This window comes from Sphingomonas sp. Sphisp66 (genome assembly GCF_047324325.1).
In the GTDB taxonomy this organism is placed as follows: Bacteria; Pseudomonadota; Alphaproteobacteria; order Sphingomonadales; family Sphingomonadaceae; genus Sphingomonas.
Genome location: NZ_CP168508.1, coordinates 868,575 through 882,402 on the forward strand (window position 1 = coordinate 868,575; position 13,828 = coordinate 882,402).

Genomic DNA, 13,828 nt, shown 5'->3' on the forward strand with positions numbered 1-13,828 from the left:
GCTTGCAATGTTGGATTTCGTCTGCTGCCATCGCCTTATGGTTTGCGATCACCGCATTCGACCCGATTCCCCGCCTGTCTCCGGTGCTCCGGGCAAAGTGAAACGACTTGCCTCGACTCCCTTCACTTTGCGGGCGAGACCGGCGCGGCATCATCGCGCCATTGCCGCCGCCGGGCGCGGCTTTTAAGGGCGACGCATGGCCTTCACGCTCGATCGTTTCGATCTTCCCGCCTTTGTCGCCACCACCCTCGCCGAGGATCTGGGCGACCGCGGCGACATCACCTCCGCCGCGGTGATCCCCGCCGACGCGGTGTTCACCGGCGTGATGGACAGCCGTGATGCAATCACCGTCGCCGGCCTGCCCATCGCCGAGGCGTTCTTCCGCGCGCTCGATCCCGAAGTCGAGATCGAGCGGCTGGTCGAGGATGGCGACCGCGTCGCCGCGGGCACCGATCTGATGCGGCTACGCGGCAAGGCACGCGCGCTGCTCACCGCCGAGCGTTCGGCGCTCAACACCGTCCAGCACCTCTCGGGCATCGCCACGATGGCGCGCAGCTATGTCGATGCGATCGCGGGCACCGGCGCGACTTTGCTCGACACCCGCAAGACGCTGCCCGGCCTGCGCGTGCTGGAGAAGTACGCGACCCGCATGGGCGGCGCGACCAACCACCGGATGGGCCTGTGGGACGCCGCGATGATCAAGGACAATCACGTCGCGGTCGCCGGCTCGGTGGCCGAGGCGGCGCGCCGCGCAGTGGCCGCGGGGATCGGGAGCATCATCGTCGAGGTCGACCGGATCGACCAGATCGAGCCCGCGCTGCAGGCGGGCGCGACGCATCTGCTGCTCGACAATATGGGGCCGGAGGTGCTGCGCGAGGCGGTGGCGCTGGTCGCCGGCCGCGTGCCGACCGAGGCTTCGGGCGGGGTGCGGCTCGACACGATCCGCGCGATTGCCGAAAGCGGCGTCACCTATGTCAGCGTCGGCCGGCTGACCCAGTCGGCGCCCGCCGCCGATATCGGCCTGGATTTCGCGCAAGAGGGAGTCGCGTGATGCGCAAGACGGTTCTCGGGATCATCGGCACGGGCCTCGCACTGCTCCCCGGCATCGCCTCCGCCCAGGCCTTGATGTGCCGTCCGGCCGGCGGCGTCGAGCGCCCGCGTCCGGACCTGCCCGATGCCAAGCAGCCGCGCCGCATCCTGCCGATCGGCAGCTACACGCTGGCACTCACCTGGAACCCCGGCCTGTGCCGCGCCGATGCCGGCAATCCGGAGAACCGCTTCCGCTGCAGCCGCAATGCGCGCTTCGGCTTCACCCTGCACGGCCTGTGGCCCGACGGCACGGGCAAGACCTGGCCGCAATATTGCGCCGATACCCGCATCCTGCCGCCGGCGCAGATCAGGCAGATGCTGTGCACCACGCCTTCGGCGCAGTTGCTCCAGCACGAATGGGCCAAGCACGGGACCTGCACCAGCATGTCGCCCGCCACCTATTTCGCCACGGCCAAGCGGCTCTACGATCTCGTTCGCTATCCCGACATGGACCGCCTGTCGCGTGGCGACCTGACCGTCGGCCAGTTCAAGGCCCGCTTCGCCGCCGCCAATCCGAACATACCCGCCGAGGCAATCCGCGTGACGGTGACCAAGGAGAACTGGCTCGACGAGCTGTGGCTCTGCCTCGACACCGGCCTGCGCTACGAGCGCTGCAAGCCGAACAGCGGTGGTGCGGCGGATGCGAACCCGCTCCGGATCTGGCGGGGCGGCGGGCGGCGCTGAGCATGCGGCCGGCCTCGATCCGCCGGCTTGGGGCGATCTATCTTGCCTGGCTGACGGCGGCGATCGGCTGGGAATGCTGGGTCATCGTGCGCTTCGCCGGCAGCCATAGCCATGTCGGTTCGGCGTTCCAGATCGTGATGGGGGGTGTGATCGCGCTTCATCTCGCGCTGAACCTGTTGCTCTGGCGCTATATCGTCGTGCGTCCCAGGCAGATGGCGCGCACGATCTTCACCGTGCTGATGCTGGTCGGCTGGCTCTATTTTTTCTACCAGACGCTGTCGCAGTTTCGCTCGATCGCCATGACTAAGAATCTGGGTTTCGTGGCGTTTTCGTTGAGCGTGCAGCTTGTCATGCTGTGGTTGCTGTTCCGGCCGGATGCGAGCGCCTGGCTGCGCGGCGAGGGGCCCCAGCCGGCCGAGGTGCTCGAGGACACCTTCCGCTAGCGGTGCGGCTTGCAATGTAGGATTTCGCCTGCTTGGCTCGTGCAGCCGAGCCTGCGCCCGGCCGCTCTTTGGCTTGTTGGAACAATAGGATCGCCGCCGCGCAACGATGTTGCAGGCAGGCTGGGAGAGGCGCGACGCCGTCGATGTCGAGAACTTAGTGAACTTTCAGCACCGATTTGCCGGTTCCGCCGAGTCGAAAACGGGAGCGCTGTAGGATGATCAGTGGTGATCGACCGTGCTGGTGCCGGGATGGTGCTTGTCGAGATGGCGCCGGATCAATTTGAGGTTGCGGCTGTTCGACTTGAACACGAAGTCGGCCGCGTCGCCGACCACCGGGACCAGGCCGATCGCCCAGTCGAAGCCGACATTGCCGAGCATGCGCAGCATCGTCGTCTTGGGCATCTTCAGGTTGCGGGCCTCCCAGACGATGTAGAGGCCGAGCAGCGCCGCGATCACGTCGCCGCCCACGGGAACCAGGCCCAGGATCGCGTCCAGGCCCACCTTCGCCTTGGTGCCCGGGATCGGCACGCTGCGCTCGAGCAGCTGCTCCATCATCTCGATCCGGCGCCGCACATCCTGTGCCTGCCGGCCCAGGGGCAGGCCTGCCGAAGCCATCCGCGTCGTCTTCGCCACCTTCACCTCGTTTCGTTGCGCAGGTGGTTCAACGGGTGCCAGGCCCGCGCGTTCCCCTGCCACGCCTGGAGCCGCATCGCGACGATAGACCATCGGAAGGGCTGGGCGATAGGGATGTATGCGCCGTCGGCGGTGAGTGCCGCGTCTGCCTCGGCGATGCGGTGGGAGCGGGCGTAGAGATCGGGGGCGTCGCGCCCCGCCTCGATCAGGGTCCGCGCATCGTCCGAACAGGCCTGGCAGGCGGTCGCGACGAACCAGCGCGCGCTGTCATAGGGGGCGACGGCATCGATCAGGCGCAGCTCCGCCGGATCGTTAGGGCCGGTGCGGACCGGGGTCAGGCCGATCGCATAGAGCGCCTCGGCCAGCCGCGACCAGACCAGCGTGGCGCCGGGGCCGGTCGGCAGGGCGATGCGAAGGGTGACCGGGCCGGGATGGCCCCGCCGCCATGCTGCGACGCTGGCCCGGGCGCTCTGCCTGCGCTGGTCGAGCTCAGCCCCGGCCCAGGCCGGCTGGGCGGGCGGAGCGGCCGAATCGAGCTGGACCGGCAGCAGTGTCTCGGCCGGCGCCCAGTCCGGGTGGATCTGGTGGGTGAGCGTGGCGCGGTCGATCGCCATGGCGATCGCGGCGCGATTTGCAGGATCGGCCAGAAAGCCCTCGCGGGAAGTCACGGCGAGCCCGAACAGGCCCAGCGCATTGTCCAGCTTCACATTGGCGGTGGCGATCCCGGCGACGCCCACCAGCGGCCAGTCGGCGAAGCTGCCGCCGAGGATCAGGTCGGACTGGCCGTCGCGGAAGCGGGCCAAGGCCACGGCCGGGCGCTCGCCGTGGAAGAGCAAGGTGTCCTCGGGACGGGGTCCGGACGAATCATCGCCGTCACTCGCTTCCGGTGCCGGCCGGAACAGGATGCCTGCGCGGTTGCGGCTGGCGCGGAAGGGGCCGCTGCCGTCGAGCTTGTCGAGGCGGAACACCGCCATCTCGGGCTGGGCGAAGAGCTTGAGCAGGTCGGGCCTGGGACGCTTCAGCCGGACCTCGATCACCTGCGGCGTCATCTCGACGATCTCGTCGATCACGGCGAGGAAGGGAGAAAGCGGGTTGCGCGAGCGGGGCGCGATGGCGCGGCGCAGGGTGCGGACCACCTGCTCGGCGGTGACCGGCTGGCCGTCGGCCCAGGTCGCGCCGTCGCGCAGGCGGAAGATGAAGCTGCGGCCGTCGTCGATCACGATCCAGCGCTCGGCCAGGCCCGGCTCGATCTGGCCGGTGGCATCGAAGCGCACCAGCCCCTGCGCGGTTGCGCCGAGCAGCACGCGGGCGGCGGGATCGAGGGGGCCGGCATCGGGGTCGGCAAGCATATTGCCCGTGCCGATCGCGCTGACCACCACCGCCGTGTCGTCCCGCCGCTGGCCCGAGCCGCCGCACGCCGCAAGCGCGAGCAGAGGCAACAGGCAGAGAAGGCGAGGGGGCATCAGGCAAATCCGGCTGGGTAGAGCCGGTGTATGGCGGCGGGCCGTGGCTGCCAACCCCCGCAAGCATCGTGCGGATCACGACGGATCGCTGCGAGCAGGATATTCACAAGGCTGGTGCGGACGGCGGGACTCGAACCCGCACGCCCCGAGGGGCAGAAGATTTTAAGTCTCCGGCGTCTACCGGTTCCGCCACGTCCGCATGCTCCCCACGCAAGCGCATGGGGCCGCCAGCGTCAAGCGGTGCTGCGCGCTCAAACGTTGAGCTTGATGCGCATTTCCTTGCCGGGCTTGAAATAGGGGACGCGCTTGGCGTCCACTTCCACCGTCTCGCCCGTGCGCGGGTTGCGGCCGGTGCGCGCATCGCGGGCGCGGGTGGAGAAGGCGCCGAAGCCGCGCAACTCGACGCGGCCATCTTCCTGCAGGCGCCCGACGATCTCGTCGAAGAAGACCGACACGATCTTCTCGACCTCACGGACCGAAAGGCCCGGATTGTCCTGCACGAGCAACTGAACCAGTTCCGAGCGGATCATCCGCAACCCTCCCTTTGCGCACACGGATCTGCGGACTTCCCCGCGCGAGCGTCAATCCCAGTTGGGGTTCTCTAGCCCCGTTCAGCAACCTGCATCAACCCGCAGATTGCTATTAACCTATGATATTCGGGAATAATCGAAAACGGGGAGCGGTTTTGCCGCTCCCCGTCCCGATGTCTTAGTTCTTCTCGTTGCGGGCCTTGAGGGCCTCGCCGAGAATGTCGCCCAGCGACGCGCCCGAATCGGACGAACCGTACTGCGCAACCGCCTGCTTCTCTTCGGCGATCTGCATCGCCTTGACCGAGAAGGTCGGCTTCTTCGAACGATCGAAGCCGGTGACCATCGCGTCGAGCTTCTGGCCGACGGCGAAACGCTCCGGACGCTGCTCGTCGCGGTCGCGGCCGAGATCGGTGCGCTTGATGAAGCCGGTCGCGCCGTCTTCGCCAACCTGCACTTCGAGGCCCGCGTCGCGGACTTCGAGGATGGTCACGGTGACGACCTGGTTCTTGTTCAGGCGATCGGCCGAAGTGGTCGAACCGGCAGCGGCAACGCCACCACGCTCGAGCTGCTTCATGCCGAGCGAGATACGCTCCTTGTCCGGCTCCACGGCGAGAACGATGGCCTTAACCACTTCGCCCTTGCGGTGCAGGTTGAGCGCGTCCTCACCCGAGATGCCCCAGGCGATGTCCGACATGTGGACCATGCCGTCGACGTCGTTGTCCAGGCCGATGAACAGGCCGAACTCGGTGGCGTTCTTGACTTCGCCCTCGACTTCGGTGCCGACCGGGTGGGCAGCCGCGAAGGCCTCCCACGGATTGCCCTGGGCCTGCTTGAGGCCGAGCGAGATGCGGCGCTTCTCGGCGTCCACCTCGAGCACCACGACTTCGACTTCCTGCGAGGTCGAGACGATCTTGCCCGGGTGCACGTTCTTCTTGGTCCAGCTCATCTCCGAGACGTGGACCAGGCCTTCGATGCCCGGCTCCAGCTCGACGAACGCGCCATACTCGGTGATGTTGGTCACGCGGCCCGACAGCTTCGCGCCAACCGGGTACTTTGCGGCGGCGCCATCCCACGGATCGCTCTCGAGCTGCTTCATGCCGAGCGAGATGCGCTGCGTGTCGCGGTTGATGCGGATGATCTGCACCTTCACCGTGTCGCCGATGTTGAGCATCTCCGACGGGTGGTTGACGCGCTTGTAGCTCAGGTCGGTGACGTGCAGCAGGCCGTCGATGCCGCCCAGGTCAACGAACGCACCGTAATCGGTGATGTTCTTGACGACGCCGTCGATGATCTGGCCCTCGGCCAGGCTCTGGATGAGGCCCGAACGCTGCTCGGCGCGGGTCTCTTCGAGCACGGCGCGGCGCGACACGACGATGTTGCCGCGCTTGCGGTCCATCTTGAGGATCTGGAAGGGCTGCGGAATGTCCATCAGCGGGGTGACGTCGCGCACCGGGCGGATGTCGACCTGCGAGCCGGGGAGGAAGGCCACCGCGCCCGAGAGATCGACGGTGAAGCCGCCCTTGACGCGGCCGAAGATGACGCCTTCGACGCGGGCCGACTTGGCGAATTCGGTTTCCAGCTTGTCCCAGGCGGCTTCACGGCGGGCGCGGTCGCGGCTGAGCATCGCTTCGCCGTTCGCGTTCTCGACGCGGTCGACATAGACTTCGACTTCGTCGCCGACCTTGAGGTCAGCCTTCTGGCCCGGCGCAGCGAATTCGCGCAGCGGCACGCGGCCTTCGGACTTGAGGCCGACGTCGATGACCGCGAGGTCGTTCTCGATGCCGGTGACGGTGCCGATCACGACGCGGCCTTCGAAGCCGTCTGCCTGACCGAGGGTCTGTTCGAGGAGGGCCGCGAAATCGTCGCGGCTCGGATTTGCCGTAGTGGCCATAAGGGTTTCAGTTCCTAACGATGTTTTTCCGGCCAGTCGGTTGGGTCCGACGGTCTTTGGGCCAGAGTCGCCGCGGCGGCCGATCGCCGGTCGCGGCATCCGTCGCGCAGGAGCAAGCGGAGGAAGGTCTAGCCGCCGGTGAAAGCGAAAAGGGCGCGTGAGAGTCAGACTCTCCGCGCCTTCCTCCGCGGGCACTGCCCGTCGGACGGGCGCGCCTTAGCGGAAAGCGCCTTTTCCCGCAAGCATTGCGAAGCGCAGGCGGGATGCGGCGTGCGGGCTTTGGGCCGGGACGGATCGGCCGCTAGCGCGGGGTGCGGGCAGGGCCGAACTCGAAGCGCATGGCGCGGAAGTCGATGGCCCACCACTCGAAGGCGCCAAGCACATCCTGGCCGATCACGCCGCTTCGAGTCTCACGTCCGCCGGGCCCGGGCGCAAGGGCCAGCTGGATCTGGGGCAGGGTGGCGCCATGCCCGTCGATCGTCACCGAAGCCGGTCGCCACCAGGCGACGGGCTGCTGTATGGCGCCGCCGGCGCCGGCCATGCGCCGCTCGCCGTGCGGCAGCGATGCGACCAGATCGGCATGTTCCTTCGCGAAGCGGGCAGTCAGGGCCGTCTCGTTTGCGCCGGTATCGAGGTGCAGCGTCGTGGCGATGCCGTTCACCCGGGCGGTGACATAGAGATCATTGCCCGCTGCGCGCAGGTTGGCCTCGCCGGGGGACGCATTGCCCCCGGGGGTGAAGCTGCCGGCCTGGTCGAAGCGGATGCGGCCGAGCGCGCGGAACACCGGGAAACCGATGATCGCGTCGATCTGATAGCCGCCGGGAATCGGGAAGCTGAGCGCTGCATCGTCGAGCACCAGAAAGGCGACATTGTGCAGCTCGACGCCGGCGATGACGAGCCGATCGGCCATGGCGAGCCGGGTCGCGACGTCGGCATTGCCGCTGGCACCGACGCTCGCCTCGCCTTCGATCATGCGCAGGCCAAGGCGCTTGGCCGCGGAGGCTGTCACGACCGAGAGATTGGCCCCGGTATCGAGCACGGCTTCCTGCTCGCTGTCGTTCACCCGGACGTTGGCACGCACCAGCCGTGCCTTGTCTCTTGTGGTCGGGATGGATCCGGGTGTTCCTCCCGCCACCGTCTGGCGCGGCGTGTTGGCAAGCAGGGCGGCGATCGACAGCGCCTGGCGCGCTTCGGCTGCCTGGGTCGTCTTGCCACTGGCGTCGAGCAGTGGCGCGAGCGTGCGGAACGACCGGGCTGCTGCGGCATAGTCGCCGTCCGCGAAGGCGATCTCGGCCTGGATGGAAAGTGCTGCGGCACGGCGCGCGGGCTTTTCGTCTCCCGACTCGGCAAAGGCCCGCAGTGCCGAGTCTACCGCGGGGCGGTCGAGGCGCAGCGCGGCGATCCGGGCGCGGAGCAGCGCGGCGCCGGCCCTGCCCTTCGTTGCCGCCAGCGCTGCCTCGAGGGGCGAGAGCTCGCCCGAGCCTGTCTCCTCGATCAGGGCGGCGGCGTCGCGATCCTGCGCGGCCGCGGGGCTGAGGACAAATGCGGCGAGCAACAGCGCGGCACCGAGGCGGCGCATGCTTGTGTGGGGTTTGGACATGGCGTATCTTTCGAATCGTGAAAATATCTTTTCGTAAAACAGAAAGAATATTTTGTAAAATGGCATCTTCTCTGTCTCTGGCGCGCCACGCCCGGCGCCTTCGCTTCGCTGCGATCTTCGGCGCGGCGCTCCTGCCTTTGCTGACGCTGGCCGCTGCATTGGCGCCCGGCACCGCTGTGCATGTCGAGGCAGGAGACCTGCCGCCTGCCTGGGGGGCAGGGTTGGCGCTGGTGGTGATGCTGCTGGTCTCCGCGGCCTTGCTCGCGCTGGCGGCAATGCTCGCGCGGATCGAGGCCGGGGATCAGTTCGGCCCGGAAGTCACGCGTCCCTTCCGCCGTTTCGCGCTGTTCCTGCTGCTCGCAGCGGCTGCCGAGACGCTGCTGCCGAGCGCGGCGCAGCTAGTGCTGGCCGGGACAGGCGCGGCGCACCACGTCACCTTCGGGATGGACGCCGATACCTTCCTGCTCCTGATCGTCGCGCTGGTGCTGTTCCTCGTGTCGCGGCTCTTCGACGAGGCTGCCCGCCTCGAAGAAGACAGCCGCTCGATCGTCTGAGGCCCGGTTATGGCGATCACCGTCCGCCTCGACGTGATGCTGGCACTGCGCAAGGTCCGCTCCAAGGAGCTGGCGACGCATGTCGGCATCACCGAAAGCAACCTGTCGCTGCTCAAATCGGGCAAGGTCCGCGGCATCCGCTTCGAGACGCTCGACAAGATCTGCGAGTATCTCGACTGTCAGCCGGGCGACATCATCGTCTGGGAGAAGGACTGAGGTCCGGCGCGCTTCTCAGGCAGGCGTATTAGCGGGTCTCGTCTTGCCCTCGACGATCGCGATCGCGCGCTGCACGGCGGCGTCTATCGAGAGGAAGCTGGTGTCGAGCAGCGCCGCGTCGGGCGCCTGGAGCATCGGCGCCTCGGTGCGCTTGGAATCGCGCTCGTCTCGCGAGCGGATGTCGGCGAGCACCTTGTCGAGGCTGGTGAGCACGCCGTTCTTGCGCAGCTCGAGATGGCGGCGCTGGGCGCGGATCATCGGGGTCGCCTTGACGAACAGCTTCACGTCGGCATCGGGCGCGATCACCGTGCCGATGTCGCGGCCGTCGAGCACGGCACCGCCGGGCTGGCGGGCGAACTTCTTCTGCCGATTGAGCAGCGCGGCGCGGACCAGCGGGTGCGCGGACACCACCGAGGCGACCTTGCCGACCTCGTCGGTGCGCAGCCAGGGATCGTCGAGGAGGTAGTCCTCGAAGCTGCAGGCGGAGACGGCATCGGCTTCGCGCGACGGATCGAGGTCCTCGCGCAGCACGGTGGCGGCGACGGCGCGGTAGAGCAGCCCGGTATCGAGATGCGGCAGCCCGTAATGCTGCGCGAGGGCGCGCGCGATGGTGCCCTTACCAGAGGCTGCCGGTCCGTCGACTGCGATGATCATATGCCTGAGCGTTCGCGGCAGGCGGGCGCGGCGTCAAGCGATTCGGCGGCGAATCACCATCAAATATCGTGACGGGCCATCCAGTTGCGCAGCAGGGCGAGATAGGCCTCGGGCTGGTCGGAGAGGATCGAATGGGCCGATCCCATGACCTCGCGGAAGGTCGATCCGGGGACCTGCCTCGAAAACCGGGATACGGTTTCCGGGCGGGCTTCGTCATATTCTCCGCATACGAACAGGGTTCTGGGCCCATCCAGCCTCTTGAGCAGCGGTTCGCCGTCATAATCGCGCAAAGTGCCGGTCGAGACGAACTCGGCCTTGCCCCACATCCGGTGGTAGAGTGTGTCCCCGGCGTCGCGTGGCGCCCGGGCGCGATACTCGGCGATGCCGTCGGCGCGCTGCGAGCGGATGACGTGGCGGCGGTAGAAATCCCAGGTCGCCGATTCACACACCGCTTCCGGAGGCGGGGCGGCGGTGTCGCACTTCTCCAGCGTGGTGCGCGCCTCGACGGGCATCCGGGAGCGCAGCAGGTTCGCGTCGGCGAGCCAGCTCTTGGTGGAGACCAATGGGGACTGGACGATCAGGCTGGCGGTGTCGGGCCGCCGCCGCGCGCCGTACTCGATCGCCAGCGTGCCGCCCCAGCTGCCGCCGCCGACATGCCAGCGGGTGATGCCGAGCGCGTCGCGGATCCGGTCGATCTCGTCGACGAAGCGGCTGACCTTCCAGTTCTTCGGATCGAGCGGCGCGTCGGAGCGGCCGGAGTCGAGCTGGTCCCACAGGATCACCGCGCGCTCGCCGGCAAGGGCGGTGAGGGGCAACAGCCCCGAATGATCGCCACCCGGGCCGCCATGCGCATAGATCAGCGGCGGAAGCTTGCCCTTGAGATCGCCATTCACCCGGACATAGACGCTGCCGCCCTCGACCGGGACCATCAGCTCCCGGTCCGGCGCGAACCGGATGTCGCCCGCCGGCATCCGCGCCCAGGCGGGCAGGGCGATGGCGCCGGCGGCGAGGCCGCCGAGGAAAGCGCGGCGGCCGATCCGGGTCATGCGGTCAGGCTGTCCAGCACGTCGAAGAATGCGGGGTAGCTGGTCTGGACCGGGGCCACGTCATCGATGGCGATCGGCGCGGTGGCAGCGAGGCCGGCGACGGTCATGCTCATCGCGATGCGGTGGTCGAGCTTCGACACGGCAGCGCCGCCACCCGGGATCGGCGCGCCGCCGGTGCCGGTGATCGCGAGGCCGTCGTCAAATTCCTCCAGCACCACGCCATTGGCTTCGAGCGCGGCGCGCATCGTCGCGATCCGGTCCGATTCCTTGACGCGCAACTCGTGCGCGCCGCGGGCGACGGTGCGGCCCTCGGCGACCGAGGCGGCGACGAACAGGATCGGATACTCGTCGATCATGCTGGGCGCGAGCTCGGGCGGGACCTCGATCGCCTTGAGCGGGGCATGGCGGACGCGCAGGTCTGCGACCGGCTCGCCGCCGACTTCGCGCGAATCGACCTCGTCGATCGACGCACCCATCATGCGGAGCGCCTGAATCAGCCCGGTACGGGTCGGGTTCATGCAGACATTGGCGATCGTAATGTCCGATCCCGGCACGATCGACGCGGCAACCATCCAGAAGCCGGCCGAGGAGGGATCGCCCGGCACGACGATATGCTGGGGCTTGAGCTCCGCCTCGCCGCGGATCGAGATGATCTTGCCCTCGGGGCTGTCCTCGACGGTCAGCTCGGCGCCGAAGCCCTTGAGCATGCGCTCGCTATGGTCGCGAGTCGGCACCGGCTCGATCACGCGAGTGATGCCGGGCGTGTTGAGGCCGGCGAGCAGCACCGCCGACTTGACCTGGGCCGAGGCGACCGGGAGCGTGTAGGTGATCGGCACCGCAGGATTGATACCCCGCAGCATCAAGGGGAGCCGGCCACCCGGGCTGGCGGTGATCTCCGCGCCCATCTGGCTGAGCGGCTCGATCGCGCGGCCCATCGGGCGGCTGGAGAGCGAGGCGTCGCCGGTGAAGGTCACGGTGATCGGGTGGCTGGCGACAAGGCCCATCAAAAGACGCGTCGAGGTGCCCGAATTGCCCATGTCGAGCGCAGTCTCGGGCTGGAGCAGCCCGCCGACGCCGACGCCGCTGACCGTCCAGACGCCGTCTTCGCCGCGGTTGATCGTCGCGCCCATAGCGCGCATCGCGGCGGCGGTGGCCAGCACGTCCTCGCCTTCGAGCAGCCCTTCGATCTTGCTTTCGCCGACCGCGAGCGCCGAGAACATCAGCGAGCGATGGCTGATCGACTTGTCGCCGGGAACGGTGACTCGGCCCTTCAGCGGACCACGGGAGGAGACGGCGAGCGGGCGGGGCGTGGCAGTGGACATAACGCGCGGCTTTGACAGCGCCCTTGCGGCATGGCAAGGCGCGCCCCACTTTCCGGGACAACATCCCGAAATCCGAGATTTTGAAAGGCGAAGAGGCAACACATGGTGAAGCCGGAATGGGGCACCAAGCGCGCGTGCCCGAAGTGCGGTACGCGCTTCTATGATCTGACCAAGGACGAACCCGTCACCTGCATCAATTGCAGTTTCTCCTGGGATCCGGAGCCCATCCTGAAGTCGAAGCAGCCGCTTCCGTTCGAGATGGTCAAGAAGGACGGCGAGAAGCCCGAAACCGAGGACGGTGATCTGGGCGACGAGGATCTGGACATCGGCGAGGACGAAGAGCCCTCGGCCGACGACGACGTCGATCTGGGCGGCGACGACGACCTGGGCGTCGAGACCGGCGGCGACGAAGACGAGCAGTAATTTGCGGGAAAATGGCAGGGGTCGAAAAAAGGCCCTTGCCAGACCCGAAGGGCCCATCTAGAGGGCCCGTCTCCCGAGGAAATGGGGCCGTAGCTCAGCTGGGAGAGCGTCGCAATGGCATTGCGAAGGTCAGGGGTTCGATCCCCCTCGGCTCCACCATTCCTCCCGAAAAAGCCCGCAGAAATGCGGGTTTTTTCGTTTCTGGGACTTGGTGCCGCCGCCGACGCGCCCGGCCATCGCCTGATGGGACCCTTGGGGTCAGGGCCAGACGTGCGCCAGCAGCGCCGTGACCCCCAACAGGTTTATCGCTGCGCCGGTTGCGAGCTTCACGCTCGCCCAATTGTTTGGGATGCGGTGTTCCGCGGCATCTGCTTTCTCGATCATGCGGGAAATATGATCGAGGCCGCCTCGCCAGTCTCGCGGGGAATATCGGTGAGACTAATCTACCGAGGCGATCAAAGCAGTATCCCCAAGCGATGCGCTAGATCAGCGGCACCACATCGGCGATCGTCTCCAGCACATGCGTCGGCCGATAGGGGAAGCGCGGGATGTCCGCGGGCCGGGTAGAGCCGGTCAGCACCAGCACGGTATCGAGACCGGCCTCGATGCCGGCGACGACATCGGTGTCCATCCGGTCGCCGATCATCACCGTGCTCTCGGCATGCGCCTGGATGCGGGTCATCGCGCTTCGGAACATCATCGGATTGGGCTTGCCGATGAAATAGGGCTGGGCGCCGGTGGCTGCGGTAAGCATCGCGGCAATGGCGCCGGTCGCCGGGAACGGGCCGTCCGGGGACGGCGAGGTTACGTCGGGATTGGTGACGATGAAGCGCGCGCCACCCTCGATCAGGCGGACGGCCCGGGTGATCGCATCGAAGGAGAGCGTCCGCGTCTCGCCGAGCACGACATAGTCCGGGTTGGTATCGGTGAGCGTGTAGCCGGCTTCGTAGAGCGCGGTGGTGAGCCCTGCCTCGCCGATCGCGAAGGCGGTCCCGCGCGGCTGCTGCCGCGACAGGAAATCCGCCGTCGCCAGCGCGGAGGTCCATATCGCCTGTTCGGGAACGACGAGCCCGGCGCGCGCGAGCCGGGCGGCCAGGTCGCGCGGGGTGAACATCGAATTGTTGGTGAGGACCAGGAAGCGCCGCTCGCGTTCGACCAGCCGGGCCAGGAAGGCAGCTGCGCCGGGCAGGGCATGCCCTTCATGGACGAGCACTCCGTCCATGTCCGTGAGCCAGCATTCGGCGGTTCGCCTGTCGTCAGCCATGCCGTCCTTCCTCGAT

The 13,828-nt window shown here is 67.8% G+C and carries 16 protein-coding genes and 2 tRNA genes; 7 read left to right on the forward strand and 11 right to left on the reverse strand.

What is annotated here, in order from left to right; genetic code table 11:
• The first annotated feature begins 196 nt into the window (after positions 1 to 196).
• From nadC to ACEN8G_RS04385, 3 genes are read left to right on the forward strand one after another with little or no spacing between them, the layout of a single operon-like run.
• Positions 197 to 1,051 carry a carboxylating nicotinate-nucleotide diphosphorylase gene (gene nadC / locus ACEN8G_RS04375; protein WP_413414339.1) on the forward strand — a complete coding sequence of 285 codons (855 nt, stop codon included), beginning with the start codon at positions 197 to 199 and terminating at the stop codon, positions 1,049 to 1,051.
• Positions 1,051 to 1,773 carry a ribonuclease T2 family protein gene (locus ACEN8G_RS04380; RefSeq protein ID WP_413414340.1) on the forward strand — a complete coding sequence of 241 codons (723 nt, stop codon included), beginning with the start codon at positions 1,051 to 1,053 and terminating at the stop codon, positions 1,771 to 1,773. The genes nadC and ACEN8G_RS04380 overlap by 1 nt, the downstream gene beginning before the upstream one ends.
• A 2-nt stretch (positions 1,774 to 1,775) precedes the next feature.
• Positions 1,776 to 2,216 (forward strand): hypothetical protein, encoded by a 441-nt coding sequence (locus tag ACEN8G_RS04385; RefSeq protein WP_413414341.1) that lies wholly within the window; start codon positions 1,776 to 1,778, stop codon positions 2,214 to 2,216.
• Between the two features lie 219 nt (positions 2,217 to 2,435).
• On the opposite strand, the gene ACEN8G_RS04390 is transcribed toward ACEN8G_RS04385, so the two are convergent.
• The 6 genes from ACEN8G_RS04390 to ACEN8G_RS04415 all read right to left on the reverse strand — a co-directional run bounded on the left by ACEN8G_RS04390 (position 2,436) and on the right by ACEN8G_RS04415 (position 8,312).
• Complete coding sequence (locus tag ACEN8G_RS04390; protein ID WP_413414394.1) at positions 2,436 to 2,831, reverse strand: DUF4112 domain-containing protein; 396 nt, start codon at positions 2,829 to 2,831, stop codon at positions 2,436 to 2,438.
• 20 nt (positions 2,832 to 2,851) lie between these two features.
• Complete coding sequence (locus tag ACEN8G_RS04395) at positions 2,852 to 4,312, reverse strand: ABC transporter substrate-binding protein (RefSeq protein ID WP_413414342.1); 1,461 nt, start codon at positions 4,310 to 4,312, stop codon at positions 2,852 to 2,854.
• Positions 4,313 to 4,424: 112 nt separating this feature from the next.
• A tRNA-Leu gene (locus ACEN8G_RS04400) sits at positions 4,425 to 4,511 on the reverse strand.
• A 52-nt stretch (positions 4,512 to 4,563) separates the two neighbouring features.
• Positions 4,564 to 4,842: an integration host factor subunit beta gene (locus ACEN8G_RS04405; RefSeq protein WP_116838546.1), complete on the reverse strand. Its 279-nt coding sequence runs from the start codon at positions 4,840 to 4,842 to the stop codon at positions 4,564 to 4,566.
• Between the two features lie 178 nt (positions 4,843 to 5,020).
• The gene (rpsA, locus tag ACEN8G_RS04410; RefSeq protein WP_307118226.1) at positions 5,021 to 6,733 is read right to left on the reverse strand and encodes a 30S ribosomal protein S1; all 1,713 of its coding nucleotides are present in this window, start codon (positions 6,731 to 6,733) and stop codon (positions 5,021 to 5,023) included.
• A gap of 301 nt (positions 6,734 to 7,034) precedes the next feature.
• Positions 7,035 to 8,312 carry an aspartyl protease family protein gene (locus ACEN8G_RS04415; protein WP_413414343.1) on the reverse strand — a complete coding sequence of 426 codons (1,278 nt, stop codon included), beginning with the start codon at positions 8,310 to 8,312 and terminating at the stop codon, positions 7,035 to 7,037.
• A gap of 80 nt (positions 8,313 to 8,392) precedes the next feature.
• On the opposite strand from ACEN8G_RS04415, the gene ACEN8G_RS04420 reads away from it, so the two are divergent.
• Complete coding sequence (locus ACEN8G_RS04420; RefSeq protein WP_413414344.1) at positions 8,393 to 8,887, forward strand: DUF2975 domain-containing protein; 495 nt, start codon at positions 8,393 to 8,395, stop codon at positions 8,885 to 8,887.
• Positions 8,888 to 8,896: 9 nt separating this feature from the next.
• The gene (locus ACEN8G_RS04425; protein WP_413414345.1) at positions 8,897 to 9,103 is read left to right on the forward strand and encodes a helix-turn-helix domain-containing protein; all 207 of its coding nucleotides are present in this window, start codon (positions 8,897 to 8,899) and stop codon (positions 9,101 to 9,103) included.
• A 15-nt stretch (positions 9,104 to 9,118) separates the two neighbouring features.
• Here the strand turns inward: ACEN8G_RS04425 and cmk are convergent, their stop codons facing one another.
• Genes cmk through aroA form a run of 3 tightly spaced genes read right to left on the reverse strand, consistent with a single transcriptional unit; the run spans position 9,119 to position 12,125 of the window.
• The gene (cmk, locus tag ACEN8G_RS04430; protein ID WP_413414346.1) at positions 9,119 to 9,757 is read right to left on the reverse strand and encodes a (d)CMP kinase; all 639 of its coding nucleotides are present in this window, start codon (positions 9,755 to 9,757) and stop codon (positions 9,119 to 9,121) included.
• A 59-nt stretch (positions 9,758 to 9,816) separates the two neighbouring features.
• Positions 9,817 to 10,803, reverse strand: a complete 987-nt coding sequence (locus ACEN8G_RS04435) for a proline iminopeptidase-family hydrolase (protein WP_413414347.1) — start codon at positions 10,801 to 10,803, stop codon at positions 9,817 to 9,819.
• Positions 10,800 to 12,125, reverse strand: a complete 1,326-nt coding sequence (gene aroA / locus ACEN8G_RS04440) for a 3-phosphoshikimate 1-carboxyvinyltransferase (protein WP_413414348.1) — start codon at positions 12,123 to 12,125, stop codon at positions 10,800 to 10,802. The genes ACEN8G_RS04435 and aroA overlap by 4 nt, the downstream gene beginning before the upstream one ends.
• A gap of 102 nt (positions 12,126 to 12,227) precedes the next feature.
• Between aroA and ACEN8G_RS04445 the strand changes: the two genes are divergently transcribed.
• Both ACEN8G_RS04445 and ACEN8G_RS04450 read left to right on the forward strand, forming a co-directional pair.
• Entirely contained in the window at positions 12,228 to 12,548 is a 321-nt protein-coding gene (locus tag ACEN8G_RS04445) for an FYDLN acid domain-containing protein (RefSeq protein WP_413414349.1), read from the forward strand.
• A gap of 83 nt (positions 12,549 to 12,631) precedes the next feature.
• Positions 12,632 to 12,707, forward strand: a tRNA-Ala gene (locus ACEN8G_RS04450).
• Between the two features lie 99 nt (positions 12,708 to 12,806).
• Here ACEN8G_RS04450 and ACEN8G_RS04455 read toward each other — a convergent pair.
• A complete protein-coding gene (locus ACEN8G_RS04455; RefSeq protein ID WP_413414350.1) occupies positions 12,807 to 12,932 on the reverse strand; it encodes a hypothetical protein in 126 nt (41 codons plus the stop codon).
• A 97-nt stretch (positions 12,933 to 13,029) separates the two neighbouring features.
• Positions 13,030 to 13,812, reverse strand: a complete 783-nt coding sequence (locus tag ACEN8G_RS04460; RefSeq protein ID WP_413414351.1) for an HAD-IIA family hydrolase — start codon at positions 13,810 to 13,812, stop codon at positions 13,030 to 13,032.
• Positions 13,813 to 13,828 lie beyond the last annotated feature (16 nt).

Coding starts and splice junctions, on each gene's coding strand:
- rpsA (WP_307118226.1), bottom strand. CDS start 6,733: ATGGCCACTACGGCAAATCCGAGCCGCGACGATTTCGCGGCCCTCCTC.
- ACEN8G_RS04415 (WP_413414343.1), bottom strand. CDS start 8,312: ATGCGCCGCCTCGGTGCCGCGCTGTTGCTCGCCGCATTTGTCCTCAGC.
- ACEN8G_RS04455 (WP_413414350.1), bottom strand. CDS start 12,932: ATGATCGAGAAAGCAGATGCCGCGGAACACCGCATCCCAAACAATTGG.
- ACEN8G_RS04385 (WP_413414341.1), top strand. CDS start 1,776: ATGCGGCCGGCCTCGATCCGCCGGCTTGGGGCGATCTATCTTGCCTGG.
- ACEN8G_RS04425 (WP_413414345.1), top strand. CDS start 8,897: ATGGCGATCACCGTCCGCCTCGACGTGATGCTGGCACTGCGCAAGGTC.
- nadC (WP_413414339.1), top strand. CDS start 197: ATGGCCTTCACGCTCGATCGTTTCGATCTTCCCGCCTTTGTCGCCACC.
- ACEN8G_RS04390 (WP_413414394.1), bottom strand. CDS start 2,831: ATGGCTTCGGCAGGCCTGCCCCTGGGCCGGCAGGCACAGGATGTGCGG.
- ACEN8G_RS04445 (WP_413414349.1), top strand. CDS start 12,228: ATGGTGAAGCCGGAATGGGGCACCAAGCGCGCGTGCCCGAAGTGCGGT.
- cmk (WP_413414346.1), bottom strand. CDS start 9,757: ATGATCATCGCAGTCGACGGACCGGCAGCCTCTGGTAAGGGCACCATC.
- ACEN8G_RS04460 (WP_413414351.1), bottom strand. CDS start 13,812: ATGGCTGACGACAGGCGAACCGCCGAATGCTGGCTCACGGACATGGAC.
- ACEN8G_RS04435 (WP_413414347.1), bottom strand. CDS start 10,803: ATGACCCGGATCGGCCGCCGCGCTTTCCTCGGCGGCCTCGCCGCCGGC.
- ACEN8G_RS04405 (WP_116838546.1), bottom strand. CDS start 4,842: ATGATCCGCTCGGAACTGGTTCAGTTGCTCGTGCAGGACAATCCGGGC.
- aroA (WP_413414348.1), bottom strand. CDS start 12,125: ATGTCCACTGCCACGCCCCGCCCGCTCGCCGTCTCCTCCCGTGGTCCG.
- ACEN8G_RS04380 (WP_413414340.1), top strand. CDS start 1,051: ATGCGCAAGACGGTTCTCGGGATCATCGGCACGGGCCTCGCACTGCTC.
- ACEN8G_RS04395 (WP_413414342.1), bottom strand. CDS start 4,312: ATGCCCCCTCGCCTTCTCTGCCTGTTGCCTCTGCTCGCGCTTGCGGCG.
- ACEN8G_RS04420 (WP_413414344.1), top strand. CDS start 8,393: ATGGCATCTTCTCTGTCTCTGGCGCGCCACGCCCGGCGCCTTCGCTTC.